Raw genomic sequence first — 23,106 nt, 5'->3', positions numbered from 1 at the left:
ATTGGTAACCCAGTTATCGCTTTTTGTTTTAACTAAGGGTACGGGTGAAGCTACTAGACTTATTCCAGGTACCCCTGGAAAGGTTACAGGAGGTAGTTCTACAAAATTAGGGCAAAATTTATTGGAATCCATGGGGCTTCCACGTTCTGCATCACGGAAAGGATATCAGGCGCAACATATAATACCTAAAAATTTAAGAAATCATCCGGTATTAAAGAAAATTGGAATGGATATGGATCATGCTGATAACGGGATATTTTTACCGATACCAGCAAAAGATCCAAGTGCTTTGTCTAGGCATAGAGGATTTCATAGTGTATATAATAATGTGGTTAAAGATCAGTTAGATAAATTAAATATCAATCAAAGTATTAAGGAGTTGGAACAACAAGTATTTGAATTGCAACAAAAATTAAAAAAAGGTACAGAAAGTGGCTTGCCATTATACAAATCAAAGGTATTAGAAATTGGTATTGAGAAGTTTTACAAAACAAAATTAAATGAAGAAATAAAGATTTGGCAAAGAGGTGGCGGTGCTACTGAAGAACTTTGGGAAAGGTGGATAAATAAATGAAGTACGGAAAAAACACTCAATTAGTCGAAGAGGTTATTAATTTTATTACAAATTTACAACTTTTTCATAATGAAAACCTTCTAAATCGTGATGTTGTTATGGTTAATGAGTATGAAAGAGCACAAGAATTGGCATGGTCTCAAGATTTGGATGAGGTTGAAAACGTTTGGGAAGATATTAAATCCTCAGAAGGTGGGGAAATAATAGGACAATTATATGAGCATGATTTAAACTCTATGGAGCGTCCTATAAGGGAGATTATTCAATCATCTGAGAACTATCCAGGTGATTTTGTATTACAATATATTGATATTTTTGAAGAAATAATTGGAGATTTACATATGTGTGCACTAAATCGTTTAGTAAATGGAAAAGTTGATAATTTTTATGAAAGAATCTTTGAGGTTTATAAGCTTGGGGGATGGCCTTGTGGATGGGAAGGTGAATATCCACAAGGGAGAATAATTGTATATTCACCAGATAAAAAATAAAGTATATTTGTAGTGGAAAGAAAAACAATAAGTGGTTTAAAAGTAGAGACCCATGATGGTTGTACCATCATGGAGTATTACGTACAATGATAGAACAGAAAACGAGGTGCGAGCTTAGGTGAGATGACATTTTACCGAAAGATGAATATAAACGCATGGAAGAGACATAAAATTAACGAACTCGTACAAGCTCGTTAGTTTTAAATTAATATTTGTCACGATATATATAAGGTGTCATACTATTATTATAAAACTTATAAATTAAAGCTACTTAAAAACAGATGAACTTAAAGCGCTTGATTGTCAATTATGGCAACAAGTGCTTTTTTGCATTTTAGAGTAGAAATAAGTTGGTAAACGTATAATTTTATAAATGTATTAAGTGTTAAATTTTATAAACTGTAGTGGCTTTGTACAGTGTACGACACTACTAGAGAAAAAAATATTGTAAAAATAAAGGGTTGTATTATGTTTTGAAGTCATCGTAAAGTACGTTTTAACGGATTTACGTTACGAACACGTTATCCGCAAAAAAACGGATAAACGTTACAGGGACTCAAATTACTGTAACGGGAGGGGATTTATGATGGGAAAGAAAGTAGTTGGTTACATACGAGTTTCAACGGAAGGACAAGTACGTGATGGGTATAGTTTAGCGTATCAAATAGAAGAGATTGAACGTTACTGTAACGAAAATAATTTAGAACTACTTCGTGTGTATGAAGATAGAGGATTAAGCGGAGCGACTGTTGATGAAGAGGGATTAACAGTTGAACGTGATGGACTACAAGAGCTATTGTCGGATATGGCGTTTAAACAAGTAAGCTATGTTGTTGTGTTGAATACATCACGATTGTGGCGCTCTGATATGGCGAAAGTATTAATACAACGAGAACTAAAGAAACATGAAGTGGATGTGAAGGCAATTGAACAATCAAGCTATAGTATTTACACACATGATCCAAATGACTTTTTGGTGAATGGCATGTTAGAACTATTAGACCAATATCAACGACTTGAAATTGCGTTGAAGTTAAGTAGAGGTAGAAAGAAGAAGGCTGAACGAGGTGGATATGCAGGTGGTGGCGTACTTTTTGGCTACAAGGCCAAAAAAGGACAAAAGGTGTTAGAAGTAGATGCTGGGAAAGCAGTAGTTGTACGTAGACTATTTGAGTTAAGACACATTTTTAAACATTGGTCACTTACCCAATTGGCAGAACAATTGAATGTAGAAGGATACTGCACAGCGAAAGGTAAACAATTTACGAAAGTACAAGTGAAACGCATGTTAGATAGAGAGAATTTTTATCGAGGGGTATATACATACGGGCAAATACAAGCAAATGGGAAACATCCAGCAATTATTTTATAAACTCACTTAAAAAATTAGCTCATTTTACTATACATACTACTAGAGTTATGAAAAATGGATAGGCTTGCGTACCTATGCGCATCGAAAGATGAACGCTCGAACTAAGGTTGCCGACATTTTTGTATATGACTAAATCATTGAATAGAGGGATGAGTTATGCATAATAGACAGAACTATTTGTATGTAGGAGTAGATTTACATAAGGAGCATCATACGGCTGTTATAATTAATTGTTGGCAAGAGAAATTAGGAGAAATACAATTTGAGAATAAACCATCGGCATTTTCGGAGTTTTTATTAGAAGTAGAGACATATGTGAGTAATGGTTTATCAGTTGTATTTGGTTTAGAAGATGTTGGTGGTTACGGAAGAGCGTTAGCGAAATATTTAGTAGATCATGAACAAGTAGTGAAAGAAGTAAATCCAGCTTTATCATTTTTAGAACGAAAGAGCCAAGTGATGATACAAAAAAATGATAGTTGGGATGCGGAATGCGTAGCCCGTATACTAATAAATAAGTTAAATCAATTACCAGATGCAAAGCCAAACGATTTATTTTGGTCGATACAACAACTAGTGTCAAGAAGGAATGCATTAGTAAAAGCACAAAGTGCGTTAAAGAACCAATTACATATTCAATTAAACCACCATTATCCAAGTTATAAAAAGTTTTTCTCAGAGTTAGATGGAAAAACAGCATTAGCATTTTGGGAGCAATATCCGTCACCCTCTTATTTAGAGGGGATGAATATAAAGCGATTAACAGCTTTTTTATTAGATGTTAGTAACAATACATGTTCAGTAAGGAAAGCAAGTGAAATATTAAGGCTTGTGAAAGAAGATGGACAAACAATGAAAGAGTATCAAGAAATGCGAAACTTTTTAGTAAGAAGTATTGTACGGGAGATTGAGTTTAAAAAGAAGGAAATGAAATACATCGAAAGAGAATTAAAACAGCTAGTAAATCTACTAGATTATCAATTAGAGACGATGCCGGGAATAGAACTTGTGACGGCATCAGCATTAATAGCTGAGATAGGAGATGCAAGGCGATTTCCAAATGCCAATAAATTAGCACGATTTGCGGGGATTGCGCCTGTTTACTTTGGTTCTGGTGGGAAAGATAAGACACACAAAAGCAAACAAGGAAACAGGGCGTTACACGCTTTATTTTATAATTTAGCTGTACAGCAAGTGCAAGTAGCGAAAGGAAGTAAGTTACCTAGAAACCCAGTGTTTCATGCATATTATCAAAAGAAACTTAAAGAGGGAAAAACAAAAGGACAAGCATTGGTATGTATTATGAGAAGGCTTGTAAACATTGTATATGGCATGATGAAATATAAAACAGCTTATGAGTTGCCGGTAGTGGAAGAAAAAGAAGAAGTTTAATAAGGTTTACGTGGTTTGTTTTTTTATTGTGAGGGTTTAAGATTACAACATAGGGTACGGGTAAAGTTTCTAATAGTGGTGAAAGTTTAAGTAGAATAGAATATTTGCGTAATAAATATGGTCGGTTTACTCACCAAGAATTAAACGATAGGATTAATTTGCGTGATGCTGTAGCGAAAGAAGTTGAAAGATTAAATAATCTAGGCCTTTCTAACAGGGAGATGGGGCCTGCGGTTGCTGGAACTTTTGACAAAACAACAGGTAAGTATTACTTTGGAATCAATAATACTTTAGGTAAGATTCCAGAAGAGTTACATCCATTAATAGAACAACGGATTACCAATATGCCAAAAAATATTAAAGAGGGATATACATTTACGTATGGGGAGGGATCTCACGCAGAAGTTTATTCATTAAATCAAGCGTTACTTGCAAATTCACAAGCAAGTGCTTCGAATTTTATCACTCATGTAGTACGTTCTGGTAAAAAATTAAAACCGGCTGGTATGATGATGCCAACCTGTCCACATTGTAATTTTATTACTGAAGGATTTGAATTTAGTTCAGAGGTGAAAAAGATTGGAAAATCAAATTGATATATTAAGTAAAGAATATGTTATAGAACATGGAACTGACTTTGACGAAGATTTATGGTTTACATCTTATAGTGATGAAGTTTTAGATAATCCGGAAGACGAGAACGGTAAACCTTTTACCGGTTTAGCTTACGAATTATATGATAATGGTAATTTGATATATTATACAAATTATGTAAAAGGTTTTATAGAGGGTGAGTTAATAGAATTTTATAAAAATGGAAATTTAAAATCAGTGAAAAATTTGATTCATGGACAAAGTAATGGTACCGAAAGAATCTGGTATGAAAGTGGAGAATTAAAATTTGAAGGAGAATATAAATTTGGGATAGCTCTCCATTATACAGAATGGGATGAAAAAGGTCGTATCATAAAACAAAAAATTTTCCCTACAGAAACAGATTTAAAATTGATTGAATCTGTTTCTAAAAGTGATACCTAATGAAGAATTTAGATTTAAATAATATGAAATTGATAAATGAATTTACCGACATTCAGAATGAATTGTTATCCAAAGTAAATCTTGAGAATAGATTTGACGTTAATGAAATCAAAACCATTGCAGGGATAGATTTAGCTTACTGGGATGTAAATAATAAAACGTATGGTACATGTTGTATCGTAATGATTGATTATTATACAAAGGAAGTTGTTGAAAAGGTATATAGTTATGGAGAAATAAGTATTCCTTATATATCAGGATTTCTTGCTTTTCGTGAGTTGCCTTTAATACTTGAAGCCGCGAAGAAATTATCTAATGAACCTGATTTATATATGTTTGATGGAAATGGGTATTTACATTATCGTCATATGGGAATTGCTACCCATGCTGCAATGTATTTAAACAAACCAACAATTGGCGTGGCAAAGAGCTATTTGAAAATAGAAAATGTCGACGCTACGATGCCTAAAGAGGAAGTAGGTTCTTACACTGACATTGTAATTCATGGTGATATATATGGTAGAGTTTTGAGGACTTCGTATTGTGTAAAGCCAATCTTTGTTTCATGTGGGAACTGGATTGATTTAGATACAAGTACTGAAGTTGTAATGAACTGCATAAATAATGAAAGTCGATTACCTATTCCAGTTAGATTAGCAGATTTAGAAACACATAAAATGAGGAAGAAGTTAATGGAAGGATAAAATAGTGTATTCTATACGTATTAGGATACAACTATAATGACATGTGGAAGACAATAAACTAACGAACTCGTACAAGCTCCTATGTTAAAATACATTACATTTCAAAGCGTATAAGAGGTGTCATACTTTCACTATAAAGTTATAAAACTTACAAACTTAAAGAGATTTATACATTTAGAAAACATATAAGTTTAAAGCACTTGATTGTCATTTATGGCAACAAGTGCTTTTTTAATTGAAAGGTATACTATAAATTTAAAGAAATTATTTTTATGAATTAAAGCTAACAGAAATTACTAGTATTATATAATTGAAAATACATTAGCAAAAGTTGTGGACTCCGTATCTCCATTCGTTAAAGGTATAGAAATACTGCCAGATGGAAGTGTCGCTAGAACTGGAACGAACTATAGCGGGAGATTCCAAGAAGCCCATGATGCCTCAAAGGCGAGTATTCAGAGTAGGATCTCGAATTTGGAGAGTGGTGGGGTGGGGTTAAGGGTACGGGTGAAACGGTTAAGAAGATAGGTGATATTAATGATCCTATTAGAACATATCGTGGTGCTGATTTAGGTAAGCTAGAGGCTAAATATACTGCGGATCCTCGGTTAACTGTTAAGATGCCCTAAGTTGGTAAAAGGCAAAAAAACACCAATGCAGAGGGGTGGTTACTCGATAAAGATTTTTATTGGAAAGAGATGTTAGAGAAGTACCCAGAAGCGTTTAATAGGTCAAATAGACAAAAAAAGAATTAGGATTCGCACCTATAAACAATCCAACGTTTAGAAAACATTTTCCCCAATATGATTTAAAAGAATTATATAATGACACTTTAATACATCATCACATTGGTGGAGGAGGTCAAGCTGTGGCTGTACCCTCAAAGCTATATCCAGGTTTAGAATGGATTCATAATGCTGAGAAAAGCGCAGGAGTTTGGGGAAATGACCAAAAATATGCTGAACTATTAGAAAAATCCTTAGAAAAGTAAGGGTGATTATTTTGGTAATGAAGGATGCTGTGAGCAAATATTTTAATTTAAGAAAAGAATATTTTGATAAAGGGGTAGATTTTTTATTTAAAACGCCATATAACGAAGAAGTGGATTCATTTATATATCAGGGTGAAATGGATGATGAAGAAGAAATTTCATGGAAACCTATTGAAAAAAATAAAAAGAATGATTTAACGACGATTGAGGAAAGATTTGAAATTAAACTGCACACTTCAATTGATGATTATTTTAATTCTTATTGGTTTGCTGATTTAGATGGATTTGTTGGTAATCATTATATTAGGCTAGAACCTGTATTACCAAATATTGAATTGGATTCCTTCGAAAGTAATTTAGAAGGGTATAAAAACAATCATAATAAGGTTGATAAGACTCCAATAGGTGTAGAGGGGAACGGTTTGATAGTTGTTTTAGATAATGTAAGTGGTAAGGTTGAAGTGGAGGATTTTGAACGAGGTTCGTTTGAAGCGCTTTCGGATAGTCTAGATGAGTTAATTTCTAATTTAAAGTTACAAAAATAATATACTAAGAACGTTTATATGAAAAAATGTCTGATATGAAGTGTAGCCCAAGTGTTAGATACAATTGGACTGCAGTTTTTTATAGAAAGATGTAATATAAGATCAAGCTAAGACCTACAAAATTTATGCTATTTAAAAAACATATGAACTTAATGCACTTGATTGTCTACGAAAAGGCAACAAGTGCTTTTTTAATAGGTAGGCATGTTATAATTTTATTAGGAGATTATTTAGACTATATAAATAATTTAAATTCAATTAATAGAAATGATAGATAACATCATAGTAGAATTTGAAAATGTAGAAACTACCAAATCGAAGCAGACAGATCTTTATGTTCCTAAACAAGTAGCTGTTAGGAAATTGATAGTATGGGGGATAAAAGGATAATTTATTCCTTAGGTAATCAATGGCGGTATAGAATGGATATTACTGATAAACACATTAAGAAAATAGCAAAAAGCATGGCACCAGAACAACAAAAAAATAATTATTTGAATGTAAAGTTAACATAGTGGAGGAGTTTAAGTGGAGCAATATTTAAAAGATTTTAAGTTACATAATAAAGTTTCGAGTGAAATCATTGAAAAGTATAAACATGTAGTACCTAATGAAATAATAAATTTATGGAGTAATTATGGATTTGGTACATTTATGCAAGGGTATTTTAAAAGTGTAAATCCAGAGGAATTTAAAGAGATTTTGGAGGAGAGTAGTCAAAGATATAAGGATTCAATAGTATTATTTGCTACGGGTATGGGAGACTTGGTTATTTGGTCAGATGGATATGTTAGATTACTTAATTACAGGTACGGTATAGTAAAGACCATTATGTTTACATTTGAATTTTTCTTTCAAAATATTGCTGATTTAGAATTTAGAGATGAAGATTTATCTTGGCAACCTTATCCCGAAGCGCTTAAACAATATAATGAGTTAGATTACGAGGAGTGTTTTGGTTATACACCTCTATTAGGTTTAGGTGGAGCAGAAAAAGTAGAGAACTTAAAAAAGGTCAAATTAAAGGAACATATTCTTATTATTACTAGTTTTATGGGGTCAGTACAATAATAGAATAAGTAGATATTTTATCACTAGGTAAATAGAGATATAGGATTCGTTCAAATGAATTAGACTTACTACTTAATTTATATTTTACAAGCAAATATGATAACGAAACACATTAACACATATATAAATCAATGAAAAACAAAGTATATGTGAAGTAGATAGAAAAAATAAAAGGGTGTTTGAAAATATATACTCCATGATAGTCATACCATCATGGAGTACTGTGTGCAATGATAGAATAGAAAACGAAGTACGAGCTTAGGCGAGATGACATTTTACTGGGGCATGAATATAAAAACACATGGAATGGACATAAAACTAACGAAAACGTACAAACTCATAAGTTTTAACGTTGTAGTTGACATGACATACAAAAGGTTTCCTACTGTTATTATAAAACTGACAAATTTAATGTTACTTAAAAACAGATGAACTTAAGGCCACTTGATTGTCAACTAAAAGCAACAAGTGCTTTTTTACGTTTTAGCGTAGAAATTTAATAGAAAACTATAATTTTATTATGTAAACTTTTTCTGTTTTTTTTACATAGTGTATACAACTAACGAGGAGATAAATATTCACTATTACTTTCATTCCTGTTATAAAAAATTCTACAATAGAAGACAGAACGTATATTTGGTATAATCAAAACATACTATATGAAATGATGTACATGAGTTTGAAATTCATGTAATAAGGTAAGTACTACATAACAATAACTAATATTTAAAGTTCTCGTACCTATAGGATTCAGTTCATGTTATACAAATCAGTTGTTAGAAAGGAAAAGATGTAATGAATCAAATTTCATTTGAAGATTTATTTGAAGAAGAAAAAGAAAAAGTGGAGGTAGCTGAGATACCAGCACCTTTATCGCCCTTGCAAAAAGATATTTTGGGATTATTTAATTCTGAAGAAATAAGTGCACTTGAGCTATGCGAACAATTAATACGATCTGGTAAAATATCAGATGAAAGATTTACAACGAATAAGCCTAAAGCCTTTGGACAAGTATGCTTAATATTAGAAGGGTTTGTTACAGAAGGAAAGCTTACTTTTATCAAAAATGATGAGAAAAGAGATAGGGTTTATAAATTGAATGAAGAAATTTTTAACATATAAGTTGTCCAGAATTAAATGAATGTTTTCTACGGAGCTAGTTCAGTAACCAAAGTAAAAAGGGGTATCAATCAAGAAAGATTGATACCCCTTTTTGTTTTTTTACATCTTACATATTTACGTTTGAAACCGAGTCTTTCTCTATCAAGTTCTAAATGCATATTTTCGTAAGCATTTAGAAAGCTGCTTTTTTCTTGTTACGTTTTACTTCAACTATACCAACTTCTTTTGCAGTCTCGACTGCCTTTTCATGTAGTGGCGCATATGAAATCCTCACAGTGTTTAGAAGATTATTCATAGCGGATTTTGTTCGTTCTGGAGAATCCTGAATCTTATTTTTCACAATTTTATAGTTTTGTAAAAAAAGTATATTAAAAAATGCACTAATAAATTATTCTCCTTTTATTTAGGCTGTTTTCGTATAGATTGTTGCTCTCTATCAACGAGTAAAAAAAGGGATATTCCACATACAACACGTTAATAACTTTCATCGCCGCTTGAAAAGATGGATGGAACGATTTCAAGGCGTTTGTACGTATTATTTGGATAGTCACCTCTACTGATATCGTTGGCTTGAGTTACATAAAAACTTAGCATTTGAAAATTGGATAGAGCAAATACTTATTTCAGCTTGCCAAAAATCTAAATATTTCACAGTTGAAGCATTAAGAAAAGATAAAAAGCATCATTAATCAGATGCTTTTTAGGTAGATTCAGTGGTTTATTGTTATTTAACTAATGGAGTAGTTTAGTTGAATAAGAAAAAAAGAGTAATGCGTATTTGACTTAAAATGCGATACAAAAATGAACTGTACAAGGATGACAATTCATTTAATAGGTAGGTATTATTTCACATTCTTTAGAGGAGAAATTACCTTGTTATAAAAAAAACTTTCCCATTTAGCTAACAAACCGTTCCCATTTTCACCACGTTGAATTTCAATTTCGTGTTTTTTATGAAATTCTGCTATTCGTTTATTATGCTCTTTGTGCAATTGATGGAGAGCTACTTGTTTCATTATTATCCCTCCTTTCGATTAACCATAATTATATATCCTGGGTTGATTATAGCAAAGTATTCTACACGTTTTGTAGATTAAATCTGCCTTTTAGTTTTAGCAGTAACAATCTTTGAGAAAACAGCCTTTATTTATGACGATCGCCGTAAGGTCATTGCCCAGAATAAAAGAGCACAAGCACTAACAGATGCACCTAATATACAAACTCCGTTCCATCCGTAGCTTGCATAAATGTTTGTGGAAAGAATTGCACCTGTAGCACTGCCGATAGAATAAAAAATCATATAACTAGCAGTGAGCCGACTTCGCGCTTCGGGACGCACTGTGAAAAGTATACTTTGATTGGTGACATGTACAGCTTGCACAGCTAAATCTAAAAGGATAACACCGATAACTAGTAGGAATAGAGAATGGTTCATTAATTTAATTAGGAGCCATGAAAGTAATAATAAGGATAAGGCTATGCCAGTAGTTCTCTCTCCGAATCCGCGATCAGCAAGTTGTCCGGCTTTAGTGGCAGCTAATGCACCAGCAACTCCAGCAAGACCAAATGCTCCGATAGCTGTATGTGATAGATTATATGGTGCAACACTTAGAGGTAAAACTAATGAAGTCCATAAAATACTGAATGAAGTAAAAATAAGCAATGCTAATATTCCGCGAATACGTAAGATCCTTTCTTCTACAAATAATAAGAGAACAGAACGTAATAATTTACGATAGGTCATAGCTGTTTTTTTATGTTCAAGACTAGGTAAATTACGATATAACAAACCAATTACGAAGAGCATAAGTACAGCAGAGGTAAGATAAACGGAACGCCATCCCGCTAGATCTGTTAATGTTCCGGCAAATGTACGTGCAAGTAGAATTCCTATTACGACACCACTCGTGACGAAACCTACTATTCGCCCACGGTCTTCTGGGTTAGCTAAAATGGATGCGTATGCGACGAGTGTCTGCGTAACAGTCGCAAGAATTCCGACTAAGGCCATACCTATAAAAAGTACGGTACTTGAAGGAGCGACTCCGACCACAATTAAAGCGAAAACGGATAAAAGCATTTGAACAATAATAAGTCTTTTTTGGTTTAACAAATCACCAAGCGGAACTAATAAAAGTAATCCGAGTGCATAACAAACTTGAGTAATCGTAATAACGACACCAATAGTTGAATGGTTGATCTTAAACTCATTTGATAAAGAATCAAGTAGAGGGTGAGCGAAGTATATATTCGCCACAGCCATCCCGCAAGCTATTGAAAATAATAGAGTTATATAGCGGGGCATGATTGTATTGATAGGTGATTGGAACTGATCATTATTCTGTGTAAGAGCAGTTGTCATTTTTTCTTTAGCATCCATAATATCATCTCCTTTTGTTTTTAAAATAATGTACCGAACGGTATTTTATTTCGTAAGTCAAATATAATCAGGGATAAGTTGCTATGTCAAGTGAATTGTAAATTAAATTCAGTTTCTTTTGACATATCATTTATAATTTAATACGATATATAATATACTGATTAGTACATAAAAACGTGATTTATAATTTAGAAAACAGGTGAAAAAAGAGGAGGGATTAAATGGCTCGACTACGTGAATTTGATAAAGAAAAAGCTTTGGATGCTGCTATGCAACTTTTTTGGGAGAAAGGATACGCTGCTACTTCATTAAGTGATCTAACTGCTAAAATGGAAATACAAAGACCGAGTTTATATGCGGCATTTGGTGATAAAGAAGGGCTATTTGAAGCTGCATTACGGAGATACACGAATTTACACGCAGCTAGCATTCGAACAAAACTTCAAAAAGAAAGATCTGTCAAAGAGGCTATTCGTACATTTTTTGAAAATATGGTGGAAGAGGAATATAAAAAAGAATCAAATAAAGGCTGTTTTTGTATTAACACAATGGTTGAGATTGCCCCTCATAATGAAAAATTTGAAGTGCTGACTAGAGAACATCAAATGTATCTTTCAGTTATATTTCAAGAATTAATCGCCAAAGGTATTCAGTCTGGAGAACTGCAAAGTGATGTGAATGCTAAAGCATTGGCACAAACGCTAGTCACTTCATTAATTGGATTAACGGTGTTAATGAAATCTCGCCCAAAACGTTCAGTTGTAGATAATTCGGTATGTATCATATTATCGTTACTAAAATAAATGTAACAGAATTGTATTTCAATCAACTATGTCGATTATAGACACTTTTATTTATAAGCTTTTAACTTTAAGCACTGAATTGTCTACGAAGGCAACAAGTGCTTTTTATTTTCGTTTAAATATGAGCAGGTGAATCATAATGGTTGTCTGCAATATATGAAGATTGTTGGAGACATTTGTAATTAGGCATCGGATAAGAGAGGAATGAAAACACTATATAAGCCCCTTCAAAGCCCCTTATAAGCACCTACCAAGTAATAAATCACTAAGAAAAAACAAAACAAAAACAACTACAAGAACAAAACAAGCGCGAAAAAATAAAACCGGCGTAGTAGTAGTTAAAAAAATTTGGAATTCAAATGCAAAAATAAAGCCCTCATTCCTATATGTATATTGAAGGATTGAAATTTGCCTTTTTATGAATAAAAGGAGGTGGGAAACATATGGCGGTGTACCGTAATGTGCAGGTGAACTTTTGGCAAGATGAATTCATATTAGATTTAACGCCAGAAGAGCGTTATTTTTACATATATTTGTTAACTGGTACGAAAACGAAGCAATGTGGTATTTACATATTACCGAAGCGTTTGGCAGAGCTTGAAACTGGTTACAGTATGGAGACTGTTGAGAAGTTATTGAACCGGTTTGTGGAATACGGGAAGATTTTATATGATGCGGAAACGAAAGAGTTATTCATTATAAATTGGTTACACTATAATCCTATTTTTAATACGAACATAGAGAAATGTGTATTACGTGAGCTGAAAATGGTGAAAAGTAAAGAGTTCCTACATAAGTTTTTACGTAAATGTCTTGAAGAAGAATGCAAGATTCCATTATTACTTCAGTATTTTGGTATGCCAGAGGAAGAGGTTAGTAGTAATTCACAACAAGCAATTATTCAAGAGAAGGAAGAGGTAGAAAGAGTAGAGGATGCCACTCCGCATAGTGAAGTTTATAAATTTTACGAACAAAACATTAGTAGTCTATCTCCATATATCGCGAAGGAATTAAAGGAATGGATGCAAAGAGTTTCAGGAGATAAAGTACTAGAGGCACTTAAAATTGCGTTTGAAAATAATAAGGGGACACTTGCTTATGTGAAGGGGATTTTGAGGAATTGGTGTAAGAAAGGACGAGTAAGCTTTAATAAAGGAAAGGAAATAGTGCGTAAGAGAGAAGTATTCAGTTTGTATGATCCATAGCATGAGCAAGTAATGATTTCTTCTTTTCTAAAAGGTTCTTTCACAATAGAAGCGAATAGATTGAGAGAGGAGGGATTGTATGGAAGTCGTCATAAAAAAGAAACGAAATAGGGGAAAAAGAATTTTTATTTGGTCTAGTAGTATCGTTCTTTTTTTGTTTATTTGCGCTATGATTTTTTTGAACATATATACGCTGAGATCTATGCCAAAGATAGATGGAACGATAAAGCTAGAGGATATACAACATGCTGTTACGGTGAAGCGGGATGGTAAAGGTGTACCGCATATTAAAGCAGAAAATGCGCATGATTTATATTTCTCGCAAGGGTATGTACAAGCGCAAGATCGTTTGTTCCAAATGGATTTAAGTAGAAGGCAAGCTTCTGGAATGTTAAGTGAAGTTGTTGGAGAAGCAGCTGTTGATCGAGATAAGTTGTTTCGAACGCTCGGTTTACGGCGAGCAGCAAAAGCGTCTGTTAGTCAATATGACGGAGAAGCGAAATATGCCCTGCAGTCATTTGCTGATGGAGTGAACGCTTTTATACGTGAGGCAAAAGAGGAAAAGAGATTGCCGGTTGAGTTTACTTTATTAGGCTATGAGCCTGCTGAATGGTCAATCGTGGATTCTTTGACGATTGGAAAGTATATGGCGTTTGATTTAGGAGGACATTGGCACGGGCAGGCGTTTCGATATTGGGCGCTGAAAAATCTTTCGAAAGAGCAAGCAAATGAGCTATTTCCTACATATCCGAAAGATGCACCTAGATTGCTAGCTGAACTGAAAAATACAAATGTGGATGTAGCACAAAGTTTTGCAAAAACGGTCATTCCACCAGAGTTTAATGGTAGTAATAACTGGGTGATAAGCGGTGAGAAGAGTGCGTCTGGTAAGCCGATTTTAGCGGATGATCCTCATTTATCTCTTGCGACACCTTCCATATGGTATCAATCGAAACTTGAAATGAAAGACTTACATGTGAGTGGCGTTATTTTCGCGGGAGTGCCAGGTGTTATATTAGGCCACAATGACAAAATAGCATGGGGCGTTACGAATACAGGTCCTGATGTGCAAGATTTATATATTGAAAAGAGAAATCCTACTAATGAAAATGAATTTCTGTATAACGATAAATGGGAAAAAGCTACAGTTGTTGATGAATCTATTAAAGTAAAAGGCGGGAAAACAATTCCGTATAACGTGACGGTTACGAGGCATGGTCCAGTCATTTCAGAGTTTGCAGATAAAGGGAAAGAGAAAACGAAAACAGTATTCGCTTTGAAATGGACTGCTTTAGAGCCATCAGCTGAATTAAAGGCTGTATTAAATATGAATAAAGCGAAAGACTGGAATGAGTTTGAAACTGCTCTTCAAGATTTTCATACACCAACTCAAAACTTTGTGTTTGCATCAAATGACGGAACCATTGCTTACAAAGCGAATGGAAATATACCAATACGTAAAAAAGGCGATGGTAGTTTGCCAGTTCCGGGGTGGACAGACGAATATGAATGGGAAGGGTATATTCCGTTTGATCAGCTACCGAAAGTAATAAATCCAAAACAAGGGTTTATTTCAACTGCAAATAATAAAATTGTTGATGATAATTATCCGTACCATATTAGTAATACGTGGGCGCAACCGTACAGGCAAATGCGTATTCAAGAGTTTTTGCAAGAGAAGGAAAAGTATACGGTGAAAGATTTAGAAGAGTTACAGATGGATCAAAAAAATTTATATGGGAAAGAATTTGCTCCTATATTTTTAAAAGAGTTAAATAAAGCATCTTTAAATGAAGTAGAGAAAGAAGGCGTAAAACAATTAACAAAGTGGAATTTTTACGATAGTAAAGATGAAGCGGCACCATTAATATTCCATTTGTTAATGAAAGAGATTTCGAATACTTTATTTTCAAAAGAAATACCGAAAGATGTGATGGAGTTATTTGAAGGGAAGTCACAAGTTGTTGATGAATTGATTCGAAAAGAAGTAGCAGGAGAAAATAGCGCTTGGTTTACGAAGTACGGAGGGTTCACGAAAGTTGTGCATACATCGTACGAGAATGTAATGAAAAAATTACAGAAGGAATATGGGCCCGATGTTGCGGAGTGGAAGTGGGGCGATTACCATCAACTTGCTTTTACACATCCAATTTCGAGATCATCTAGTATGTTAGCATTACTTGCATTTAATCGTGAGAAACCAGTTCCAATTGGCGGAAGCCAAGTTACCGTTCAAGCTGCGAGTTATGGAGATAACGGTATTGTAAATCACGGAGCTTCTTGGCGATTCGTGATTGATACTAAAGATATGTCAAACGGTTATCATATCGTAGGGCCAGGACAATCAGGAAACTTTAGAAGCGATTGGTATCATGATCAAATAGATGATTGGGTAAATGGTGAGTATCATACGACTACACTGAATACGGATGGAATAGAGGGGAAAGTGTTAAATTTACAGCCGCGATAATGTTAGAAGAGACTCTTACTTTAAGTAGGGGTCTCTTTTTTTATTTACCTTACTATTTTTAGGGGGATTATATGGATACCACTTTTATTAATGGAAATGTATTTAATTTTTTCTGGAATATATGTGAAATATTGTATAAAATAATCAAGAAAGCCAAAAATTATGGGGGAAAGTTATGAAAAAAAATAAGAGTTTAATAAGTTTTTTAGGAGTGTGTATCATGTTGTTTTCTTTTTGTTTCCAGGGAAATATACAGGCGGATGTAAATACTGTTCAATCTGGAAAAATAAAATCAGGAAACGTAACGGTATGGGAAGTAGGCAATGTAGCGAAAGTGTTAGCAGATGTAGAGCGCTTGAATTTAAATACGGTGAATGTACCTATTCAAGTAGATATTCCGGATGTGAATTCGGCTAATATGGTAATTAATCAGGCGCAAAAGAAACAAGCTATTATTTTAATTCAAGAATTATTAAAGCGTAATATACAAGTTATTTTGGAGCCGTTTCCGTTTATTCAGCAAGGAAATATTGGAGAAACAGAGTGGAACCCTAGTAATATTAACGATTTCTTCTGGAATTGGAAAACGGTTGTTTTACAAGATATTTTTAATTCCATTACAAGTAAGTACAATATTTATGGGCTGAAAATCGCTTCTAATTTCGTGAATATGGAATATGCAGAAGGATATTGGAATGATACGATTAATTTTGTTCGCCAGCAGTATAAAGGAAATGTTTTGTATCAAATGAATTGGTGGTTAACTGCAAGTTGGGATCCTTCTTTTGAGGCGAAATTTAAAGAGAAAATAAATCGCCCGTATTTAAAAAAGGTGGACATCGTAAGTATTGATAGTTGGTTTGAAGTTTCAGGAAAAAGAAATCCATCATACGAAGAAGTAAAACAAAGCTTATTTGCGACGACAGTATACAATCGGGGCCAAAATGTTGTTCAGCAACTTGAGACATTACATAAAACAACTGGAAAGCCAGTTTATTTTGGTGGATTTAATGTGCCAGCACGTGAACTTGGACTACAAAGCCCGTGGAACCCAGATATTACGAATGTGTTTTCAAAAGATGTACAACTTAACGGGTGGCGTGCTTACCGAGATGTATTAGAAGCGAAGCCATATTTTAAAGGTTTTTCAATTTGGTTTATCGGATCTAATGATAGTAATCATTCATATCAAATACATAGTAAAGAAGCAGAGACAGTTATTAATGGCTGGTATCGAAAATAAATTTTATAAAATAGGTAAGTTTTAGAATCCATTACATATATTTTAGTGAAAGGCCTTTCACCATCTTATCACCTAGGGGGCAATCATAATGAAATTTTTGTCATACCTTACAGTAATTTTGGTGATTCTTGGCGGTTTGAATTGGTTGTTTGTGGCGTTAGATTATAATGTAGTTGAGAAATGGTTTGGTTCTATGCCGGCGCTTGTGGATACTATTTATTGGCTCTTTGGTCTTTCAGCTATTTATCAAATTTTCGATCGGTTCTTTACGAGTAAGTAGCTATTATACTTAATTACTAGAGTGTTAAGTACGATTATGTACTTAACACTTTTTTGTGTGTTTATAAAAAGCAGGGTGCACATGCAAGCGATTCCATTGCGTCTTGCACCGTAATAACGGAAAACAAATTGACCGTTTATTGTATATAGGTTATAATTCAGAAAGTTTAAAAAATAATAAAAATGAGAAATAGGGAGGTTATCTGGGTGATGGAGAGAGTGTATAATTTTTCAGCAGGACCATCTATACTCCCTTTGCCAGTTTTAGAGAAAGTGCAAAAGGAGCTTGTAAATTATAACGGGACAGGCATGTCTGTTATGGAAATGAGCCATAGATCTTCTTATTTCCAAAGTATTATTGATGAAGCAAGTAGCTTACTTCGTGAATTAATGAACATTCCTGATGAGTATGAAGTTTTATTTTTACAGGGCGGTGCGTCATTACAATTTTCTATGATACCGTTAAATTTAATGAGTACGTATAAAAAAGCTGGGTACGTACTGACAGGTTCATGGTCTAAAAAGGCGCTGCAAGAAGCCGGAAAAGTAGGAGAAGTAAAAGTGATTGCTTCTTCTGAAAAAGAGAAGTTTACTACGATTCCTAAAATGGATGATTTACCAAATGATGAAGAACTAGATTATGTACATATTACAACGAACAATACAATTGAGGGGACAAAATATGTGGATATTCCACATTTAGAAAGAGTGCCGCTCGTTGCGGATATGTCCTCAAATATTTTATCAGAACAATATGATGTTACGAAGTTTGGTCTCATATATGCGGGTGCGCAAAAGAATTTAGGGCCAGCGGGTTTAACGATTGTAATTATAAAAAGAGATTTAATTGGCAGTGCAAATAGTGCTTGTCCTACGATGTTAAACTATGAAACTTACAGTAAAAATAACTCCCTATATAATACACCGCCATCCTTTAGTATTTATGTAGCAAAACTTGTACTAGAGTGGTTGAAAGAACAAGGCGGGGTATCTGCGATTGAAGAACAAAATAGAATGAAATCTTCACTTCTTTACAATTTTTTAGATGAATCTAAATTGTTTACTTCACCAGTTGATCCCACGTATCGGTCACTTATGAATATTCCGTTTACAACACCGTCAGAAGAGCTTAACAATCAGTTTTTACAAAAATCGAAAGAGCGCGGTTTCGTTACGCTAAAGGGACATCGTTCAGTCGGCGGTATGCGCGCTAGTGTTTACAATGCGATGCCAACCCAAGGTGTACAAGAATTAGTAGACTATATGAAGGAATTTGAGCTTGAAAATAGATAGGGAGATGGGGATATGTTTCGTGTTCAGACGTTAAATCAAATTGCCGAAAAGGGTTTGCAAATTTTTGATGGGAATCGCTATGAAATTGGAGACAAAGTAGGTCATCCAGATGGTATTTTACTTCGCAGCTATTCTTTACATCAAGAAGAGTTTTCAGAAGATTTAAAGGCGATTGCAAGAGCTGGTGCCGGTGTAAATAATATTCCTGTTGAGCGTTGTACGGAAAAAGGGATTGTAGTATTTAATACGCCAGGGGCTAATGCGAATGCAGTGAAGGAACTTATTATCGCAAGCCTTATTATGTCTTCCCGTAATATTATAAATGGAGTGAGCTGGACGAAAGAGTTGGATGGAGAAGAAGTACCACAGCTTGTTGAAGCTGGGAAGAAGCAATTCGTTGGGTCAGAAATTGCAGGGAAACGTTTAGGTGTTATCGGTCTTGGCGCAATTGGTGCTTTAGTTGCGAACGATGCGTTATCTTTAGGGATGGACGTTGTCGGATACGACCCATATATATCTGTTGAAACAGCATGGCGTCTTTCTACGCAAGTACAAAGAGCGTTTAGCCTAGATGAAATCTTTGCAACGTGTGATTATATTACACTTCATATTCCTCTTACGAACCAAACGAAGGGGATTATTGGTGAACACGCTATAGAGACGATGAAAAAAGGAATGCGTCTATTCAATTTCTCAAGAGGAGAGCTTGTAGATGAAACAGCTCTTCAAAAAGCGTTAGAAGAAGATATTATTACACATTACGTAACGGATTTCCCGAATGAAAATGTGATAAAGATGAAAAATGTAACAGCAACGCCTCACCTCGGTGCATCTACGTCTGAATCTGAAGAAAATTGTGCAGTAATGGCTGCACGTCAATTACGTGAATATTTAGAGACAGGTAATATTCGTAATTCAGTAAACTATCCAAACGTAGAACTTCCGTACATTGGAAAAAAACGAATTACAATTATGCATCAAAACGTTCCGAACATGGTAGGACAAATTACAGGATGCTTAGCAGAACATCATATTAATATTGCGGATATGATTAATCGTAGTAAACATTCTTGGGCGTACACAATGATTGATATTGATAACGGAATTGATGATATAATGAAAGAGAATATTGTGGAAAATATAAGCAAAATCACAGGTGTTGTAGCTGTTCGAATGATTGTGTAAAGGAGAGAGAAACTTGGCAAAAATCCGACCGTTTCGTGCTATTCGTCCAGTAGAAGGTAAAGCAGCACAAGTAGCAGCTTTACCGTATGACGTATTAAATAGTGAAGAGGCAAGAGAAGTTGTAAAAGGGAATCCATATTCTTTCTTACACGTTGATAAAGCAGAAATTGATTTAGACCCGGCACTTTCACCGTACGATGATCGCGTATATGAAAAAGCGGGTGAAAATTTAAAGCAATTTATACAAGAAGAAGTGTTCGTTCAAGATGAGGAGCCAGCGCTTTACATTTATGAACTGACGATGCAAGGAAGAACGCAGTCAGGCCTTGTCGTTTGTACATCGATTGACGAGTATGAAGATGATACAATTAAAAAACATGAAAGAACGCGTCATGAAAAAGAACTTGATCGTATTCGCCACGTAGATGTGTGTGACGCAAATACGGGGCCAATTTTTTTAACGTATCGTACAAAAGAAGAAGTGAAACGTTTCATTGCAAGCTGGAAAGAAGAACATGCGCCAATCTTTACATTTACAGCAGAAGATGGCGTTAGGCATGTTGCGTGGAAAATTGCAGATGAAGAAGTAATTGCCACTTTAGTAAATGCATTTGAAGATATTCCTAACTTGTACATTGCAGATGGACATCACCGCTCTGCATCAGCTGCAAAAGTAGGGCTAATGCGAAGAGAGCAATATCCGAATTACACAGGAGAAGAGGAATTCAATTTCTTCCTATCTGTTTTATTCCCTCATGATGAATTATCAATTTGGGACTATAACCGGGTTGTGAAAGATTTAAATGGTTTATCAGTCGAGCAGTTTTTAAAGCAAATTACGCAGTACTTTTATGTAGAAGAAGCAAATGGTTCTCCGTATAAACCAAATGAACCAAAATCATTTGGCATGTATGTAAACGAAAAGTGGTATAAGCTCACTGTGAAAGAGGAAACGTTTGATGCGAATGATCTCGTTAAAGGTTTAGATGTATCTATTCTGCAAGATCATTTATTAAGCCAAGTACTTGAAATACATGATCCACGATCTGATTCACGCATTGATTTTGTCGGAGGAATCCGCGGATTAGAAGAATTAGAACGCCTTGTAAAGAGCGGTGAGTATAAAGCAGCGTTTTCATTATATCCGACATCAATGGAAGCTTTATTATCAATCGCAGACGCAGGGGAAGTTATGCCGCCAAAATCAACGTGGTTTGAACCGAAACTGCGCAGTGGGTTGTTTGTTCATTCGCTAAAGTAAATATAGACTTCTACAGTTTGGAAAAACCGAAATGATTATAGTTTCGGTTTTTCTTATTTTGGCTCAGTTAACGTTTCATGTTGATTTTCATGTTAAGATTGAAATATGTAACGACAGGTCGCTACAAAAAACGGAGGAAATACGATGAAAATGCAACTGCAAGAAAGTTTTTATGTTGAGTTGAAAAATGCAATTCGTTGTCATTATAACGAACTTATAACTAGGTGCGGTGTTGACACAATATATGGGTACTCCATATTAACAGACGATTGTGTCAATAGCATTGGACCAGTGGCTAATAAAGAAAGACTAATCAAAGTTAATAAGTCGGACCCTTTATACAATTATTATAGATACGGAGCTGTTGAGTGGAGCGAATGGGACGATTTTGGAATGTTTGATGAAGTGAACAAAATTATCAAGAAATATCATGATATCGTCGAAGATGACTTTAACATACGAGTAAATACACTGTTGAAAGAAACGTTAAATGTGTTAATGGAACTTGAATCAGAAGGCTTGTTTGGAGACAGAGATGATAATCGATTTATTGTCATTTGTGTAACTGATTCATCGAACGAAATCATGATTGAATCAGCTCGATTGCTTAATACATTAAAGACATACGAAGAATATGCTTCAGAATTTGCATAAGAATGAATATAAGTAAAACTGCGCTCTATAAGAGGCGATTTTCATTTTATCAAAAGTCACAAATTAATAGTAACAATTCGTTGTGACGTAACTATTGAACAATTTGAACCCGATGAAAAACATCGCACAAAAATTATTGCAATGTTTATATGTAGAAATCAACTTAAAAAAGAAGTTATGAAGGGGAGTTTTTCGGGGATTATTCTTTAGTTAGTAGGAAAAGTAATGAATAGGTGGGGGGCACATGCCTCTCGGGCTTAGATTTTTAATTCCACCATAACGAAAATTTTATGCATTGCTGAATACTGATAATAAGACGTTATGTAATATACTCTGTTCTTTTCTTAACTAATAGAAGAATAGTTGAATAAGCTCGTCAACAAAAAGGACATTCCTAGTATTACAAGAAATGTCCTTTCCACTATATTATAGGGTATTTTGCTAAAATTCAAACTCTAAAATCAGTTTACTAGTTTGACCTGTAAACTGATAATTATAGGACCCTCTCAGATTTTCTAAGTTACCGGTAGCTTTAATGATTGTTCCTGGGGAATCTAGATTTCCTTTATCAAATATTCCTTGCTCTATAGCTGTAAATGTCCCTTGTTGCCCTTTATAAATTCCTTCAAAGTGTAAAAATCCAGAAATTTTAGCAGTAGCCAAGTGACCATCATTTATATTTGAGTCTAAATAATATAATAAGTATTCAACAAAAGCTTTTCCTTTTAATTCACCATCAATATCATATTCAACATGGGCAATATTAATAGGAAAATCTTTTCTAGTATCATCGATTAGTTTTTCATCCCATTTACTTACTGTAAATGTTACTTCCATACACGTAAGTCCCCCTTTATCATTAGATAAGTAATCTTCATATCATTTAAAAAGTACCAATTCACAGTCATATCTCATAAGAGTGTTTTTATTTATTTGAGCCCTGCCATATCGCTATCAAGCTAACAAAAAAATACTCCCCAAAATGAAAAAATACGCTATTCTTCCTGTAGGATCAGGGAAACATAATAATAAA

The 23,106-nt window shown here is 34.2% G+C and carries 25 protein-coding genes and 5 pseudogenes; 26 read left to right on the top strand and 4 right to left on the bottom strand.

Translation table 11 applies throughout. The features are described 5' to 3' along the window. Position 1 precedes the first annotated feature (1 nt). From NSQ69_RS15870 to NSQ69_RS15815, 15 genes and pseudogenes are all read left to right on the top strand, one after another. Positions 2-574: an AHH domain-containing protein gene (locus NSQ69_RS15870; RefSeq protein ID WP_341099485.1), complete on the top strand. Its 573-nt coding sequence runs from the start codon at positions 2-4 to the stop codon at positions 572-574. Then, positions 571-1,065: a hypothetical protein gene (locus tag NSQ69_RS15865; protein WP_000873545.1), complete on the top strand. Its 495-nt coding sequence runs from the start codon at positions 571-573 to the stop codon at positions 1,063-1,065. The genes NSQ69_RS15870 and NSQ69_RS15865 overlap by 4 nt, the downstream gene beginning before the upstream one ends. A gap of 586 nt (positions 1,066-1,651) precedes the next feature. Next, positions 1,652-2,437, top strand: coding sequence for a recombinase family protein (locus tag NSQ69_RS15860; RefSeq protein ID WP_263894889.1), 786 nt, complete (start codon positions 1,652-1,654; stop codon positions 2,435-2,437). Between the two features lie 156 nt (positions 2,438-2,593). Further along, positions 2,594-3,829 carry an IS110 family transposase gene (locus NSQ69_RS15855; RefSeq protein WP_341099483.1) on the top strand — a complete coding sequence of 412 codons (1,236 nt, stop codon included), beginning with the start codon at positions 2,594-2,596 and terminating at the stop codon, positions 3,827-3,829. A 104-nt stretch (positions 3,830-3,933) separates the two neighbouring features. Continuing rightward, entirely contained in the window at positions 3,934-4,425 is a 492-nt protein-coding gene (locus NSQ69_RS15850) for a YwqJ-related putative deaminase (RefSeq protein WP_048566022.1), read from the top strand. Continuing rightward, positions 4,409-4,867 (top strand): toxin-antitoxin system YwqK family antitoxin, encoded by a 459-nt coding sequence (locus NSQ69_RS15845; RefSeq protein ID WP_048566023.1) that lies wholly within the window; start codon positions 4,409-4,411, stop codon positions 4,865-4,867. Before NSQ69_RS15850 ends, NSQ69_RS15845 begins: the two co-directional genes overlap by 17 nt. Next, positions 4,867-5,571, top strand: a complete 705-nt coding sequence (locus tag NSQ69_RS15840) for an endonuclease V (RefSeq protein WP_048566024.1) — start codon at positions 4,867-4,869, stop codon at positions 5,569-5,571. The genes NSQ69_RS15845 and NSQ69_RS15840 overlap by 1 nt, the downstream gene beginning before the upstream one ends. Before the next feature lie 333 nt (positions 5,572-5,904). Continuing rightward, positions 5,905-6,099 (top strand): hypothetical protein, encoded by a 195-nt coding sequence (locus tag NSQ69_RS27790; protein WP_445661567.1) that lies wholly within the window; start codon positions 5,905-5,907, stop codon positions 6,097-6,099. 155 nt (positions 6,100-6,254) lie between these two features. Further along, positions 6,255-6,326, top strand: a pseudogene (locus NSQ69_RS27785) (hypothetical protein); the annotation flags it as partial. A gap of 11 nt (positions 6,327-6,337) precedes the next feature. Next, a pseudogene (locus tag NSQ69_RS27780) lies at positions 6,338-6,427 on the top strand (hypothetical protein); the annotation flags it as partial. A gap of 12 nt (positions 6,428-6,439) precedes the next feature. Then, entirely contained in the window at positions 6,440-6,562 is a 123-nt protein-coding gene (locus NSQ69_RS27775) for a hypothetical protein (protein ID WP_002013784.1), read from the top strand. Positions 6,563-6,579: 17 nt separating this feature from the next. Next, a complete protein-coding gene (locus tag NSQ69_RS15830; RefSeq protein WP_341099481.1) occupies positions 6,580-7,107 on the top strand; it encodes a SecY-interacting protein Syd in 528 nt (175 codons plus the stop codon). A gap of 371 nt (positions 7,108-7,478) precedes the next feature. After that, the gene (locus NSQ69_RS15825) at positions 7,479-7,622 is read left to right on the top strand and encodes a polymorphic toxin type 15 domain-containing protein (protein WP_002013782.1); all 144 of its coding nucleotides are present in this window, start codon (positions 7,479-7,481) and stop codon (positions 7,620-7,622) included. 13 nt (positions 7,623-7,635) lie between these two features. After that, entirely contained in the window at positions 7,636-8,178 is a 543-nt protein-coding gene (locus NSQ69_RS15820) for a T6SS immunity protein Tdi1 domain-containing protein (protein ID WP_201039073.1), read from the top strand. Between the two features lie 795 nt (positions 8,179-8,973). Then, positions 8,974-9,300: a DUF3895 domain-containing protein gene (locus tag NSQ69_RS15815; protein ID WP_002013774.1), complete on the top strand. Its 327-nt coding sequence runs from the start codon at positions 8,974-8,976 to the stop codon at positions 9,298-9,300. 68 nt (positions 9,301-9,368) lie between these two features. Here the strand turns inward: NSQ69_RS15815 and NSQ69_RS15810 are convergent. Then, a pseudogene (locus tag NSQ69_RS15810) lies at positions 9,369-9,646 on the bottom strand (hypothetical protein); the annotation flags it as partial. A gap of 91 nt (positions 9,647-9,737) precedes the next feature. On the opposite strand from NSQ69_RS15810, the pseudogene NSQ69_RS15805 reads away from it, so the two are divergent. Continuing rightward, positions 9,738-9,989 (top strand): annotated as a pseudogene (locus NSQ69_RS15805) (IS1595 family transposase); the annotation flags it as partial. 153 nt (positions 9,990-10,142) lie between these two features. On the opposite strand, the gene NSQ69_RS15800 reads toward NSQ69_RS15805, so the two are convergent. Further along, positions 10,143-10,316, bottom strand: coding sequence for a hypothetical protein (locus tag NSQ69_RS15800; protein WP_002128132.1), 174 nt, complete (start codon positions 10,314-10,316; stop codon positions 10,143-10,145). Between the two features lie 131 nt (positions 10,317-10,447). Continuing rightward, positions 10,448-11,680 (bottom strand): MFS transporter, encoded by a 1,233-nt coding sequence (locus tag NSQ69_RS15795; RefSeq protein ID WP_002128131.1) that lies wholly within the window; start codon positions 11,678-11,680, stop codon positions 10,448-10,450. A gap of 221 nt (positions 11,681-11,901) precedes the next feature. Here NSQ69_RS15795 and NSQ69_RS15790 point away from each other — a divergent pair, with 221 nt between their 5' ends. The 10 genes and pseudogenes from NSQ69_RS15790 to NSQ69_RS15745 form a co-directional block, all read left to right on the top strand. After that, a complete protein-coding gene (locus tag NSQ69_RS15790) occupies positions 11,902-12,483 on the top strand; it encodes a TetR/AcrR family transcriptional regulator (RefSeq protein ID WP_063225847.1) in 582 nt (193 codons plus the stop codon). 443 nt (positions 12,484-12,926) lie between these two features. Then, complete coding sequence (locus NSQ69_RS15785) at positions 12,927-13,688, top strand: DnaD domain-containing protein (RefSeq protein ID WP_063225848.1); 762 nt, start codon at positions 12,927-12,929, stop codon at positions 13,686-13,688. Between the two features lie 79 nt (positions 13,689-13,767). Then, complete coding sequence (locus NSQ69_RS15780) at positions 13,768-16,158, top strand: penicillin acylase family protein (RefSeq protein ID WP_033730806.1); 2,391 nt, start codon at positions 13,768-13,770, stop codon at positions 16,156-16,158. 175 nt (positions 16,159-16,333) lie between these two features. Further along, complete coding sequence (locus tag NSQ69_RS15775) at positions 16,334-17,401, top strand: glycoside hydrolase family 113 (protein ID WP_002165418.1); 1,068 nt, start codon at positions 16,334-16,336, stop codon at positions 17,399-17,401. An 88-nt stretch (positions 17,402-17,489) separates the two neighbouring features. After that, the gene (locus NSQ69_RS15770; protein WP_002084566.1) at positions 17,490-17,681 is read left to right on the top strand and encodes a DUF378 domain-containing protein; all 192 of its coding nucleotides are present in this window, start codon (positions 17,490-17,492) and stop codon (positions 17,679-17,681) included. 209 nt (positions 17,682-17,890) lie between these two features. After that, the gene (gene serC, locus NSQ69_RS15765) at positions 17,891-18,973 is read left to right on the top strand and encodes a 3-phosphoserine/phosphohydroxythreonine transaminase (protein ID WP_199627466.1); all 1,083 of its coding nucleotides are present in this window, start codon (positions 17,891-17,893) and stop codon (positions 18,971-18,973) included. 12 nt (positions 18,974-18,985) lie between these two features. Then, positions 18,986-20,158, top strand: a complete 1,173-nt coding sequence (locus NSQ69_RS15760; protein WP_002185427.1) for a 3-phosphoglycerate dehydrogenase family protein — start codon at positions 18,986-18,988, stop codon at positions 20,156-20,158. A gap of 13 nt (positions 20,159-20,171) precedes the next feature. Next, complete coding sequence (locus NSQ69_RS15755; RefSeq protein ID WP_033730805.1) at positions 20,172-21,419, top strand: DUF1015 domain-containing protein; 1,248 nt, start codon at positions 20,172-20,174, stop codon at positions 21,417-21,419. A gap of 144 nt (positions 21,420-21,563) precedes the next feature. Further along, positions 21,564-22,073 (top strand): DUF4303 domain-containing protein, encoded by a 510-nt coding sequence (locus tag NSQ69_RS15750; protein ID WP_002128117.1) that lies wholly within the window; start codon positions 21,564-21,566, stop codon positions 22,071-22,073. Positions 22,074-22,142: 69 nt separating this feature from the next. Beyond that, positions 22,143-22,283 (top strand): annotated as a pseudogene (locus tag NSQ69_RS15745) (enoyl-CoA hydratase); the annotation flags it as partial. A 231-nt stretch (positions 22,284-22,514) separates the two neighbouring features. On the opposite strand, the gene NSQ69_RS15740 reads toward NSQ69_RS15745, so the two are convergent. Beyond that, positions 22,515-22,910 (bottom strand): DUF3224 domain-containing protein, encoded by a 396-nt coding sequence (locus NSQ69_RS15740; protein ID WP_000454079.1) that lies wholly within the window; start codon positions 22,908-22,910, stop codon positions 22,515-22,517. Positions 22,911-23,106: the final 196 nt, after the last annotated feature.

Source organism: Bacillus sp. FSL R10-2201 (assembly GCF_038008665.1).
Taxonomy (GTDB): domain Bacteria; phylum Bacillota; class Bacilli; order Bacillales; family Bacillaceae_G; genus Bacillus_A; species Bacillus_A mycoides.
Note: the sequence above shows the minus strand (reverse complement) of the source record. Positions and strands in the feature narration are given on the sequence as shown.

What these genes read in the sequence shown, in the direction of transcription:
- NSQ69_RS15795 (WP_002128131.1), bottom strand. Translation starts at nt 11,680, where the DNA reads ATGGATGCTAAAGAAAAAATGACAACTGCTCTTACACAGAATAATGAT.
- NSQ69_RS15840 (WP_048566024.1), top strand. Translation starts at nt 4,867, where the DNA reads ATGAAGAATTTAGATTTAAATAATATGAAATTGATAAATGAATTTACC.
- NSQ69_RS15860 (WP_263894889.1), top strand. Translation starts at nt 1,652, where the DNA reads ATGGGAAAGAAAGTAGTTGGTTACATACGAGTTTCAACGGAAGGACAA.
- NSQ69_RS15770 (WP_002084566.1), top strand. Translation starts at nt 17,490, where the DNA reads ATGAAATTTTTGTCATACCTTACAGTAATTTTGGTGATTCTTGGCGGT.
- NSQ69_RS15855 (WP_341099483.1), top strand. Translation starts at nt 2,594, where the DNA reads ATGCATAATAGACAGAACTATTTGTATGTAGGAGTAGATTTACATAAG.
- NSQ69_RS15785 (WP_063225848.1), top strand. Translation starts at nt 12,927, where the DNA reads ATGGCGGTGTACCGTAATGTGCAGGTGAACTTTTGGCAAGATGAATTC.
- NSQ69_RS15800 (WP_002128132.1), bottom strand. Translation starts at nt 10,316, where the DNA reads ATGAAACAAGTAGCTCTCCATCAATTGCACAAAGAGCATAATAAACGA.
- NSQ69_RS15740 (WP_000454079.1), bottom strand. Translation starts at nt 22,910, where the DNA reads ATGGAAGTAACATTTACAGTAAGTAAATGGGATGAAAAACTAATCGAT.
- NSQ69_RS15825 (WP_002013782.1), top strand. Translation starts at nt 7,479, where the DNA reads ATGGGGGATAAAAGGATAATTTATTCCTTAGGTAATCAATGGCGGTAT.
- serC (WP_199627466.1), top strand. Translation starts at nt 17,891, where the DNA reads ATGGAGAGAGTGTATAATTTTTCAGCAGGACCATCTATACTCCCTTTG.
- NSQ69_RS15750 (WP_002128117.1), top strand. Translation starts at nt 21,564, where the DNA reads ATGAAAATGCAACTGCAAGAAAGTTTTTATGTTGAGTTGAAAAATGCA.
- NSQ69_RS15815 (WP_002013774.1), top strand. Translation starts at nt 8,974, where the DNA reads ATGAATCAAATTTCATTTGAAGATTTATTTGAAGAAGAAAAAGAAAAA.
- NSQ69_RS15790 (WP_063225847.1), top strand. Translation starts at nt 11,902, where the DNA reads ATGGCTCGACTACGTGAATTTGATAAAGAAAAAGCTTTGGATGCTGCT.
- NSQ69_RS15780 (WP_033730806.1), top strand. Translation starts at nt 13,768, where the DNA reads ATGGAAGTCGTCATAAAAAAGAAACGAAATAGGGGAAAAAGAATTTTT.
- NSQ69_RS15865 (WP_000873545.1), top strand. Translation starts at nt 571, where the DNA reads ATGAAGTACGGAAAAAACACTCAATTAGTCGAAGAGGTTATTAATTTT.
- NSQ69_RS15760 (WP_002185427.1), top strand. Translation starts at nt 18,986, where the DNA reads ATGTTTCGTGTTCAGACGTTAAATCAAATTGCCGAAAAGGGTTTGCAA.
- NSQ69_RS15830 (WP_341099481.1), top strand. Translation starts at nt 6,580, where the DNA reads ATGAAGGATGCTGTGAGCAAATATTTTAATTTAAGAAAAGAATATTTT.
- NSQ69_RS15775 (WP_002165418.1), top strand. Translation starts at nt 16,334, where the DNA reads ATGAAAAAAAATAAGAGTTTAATAAGTTTTTTAGGAGTGTGTATCATG.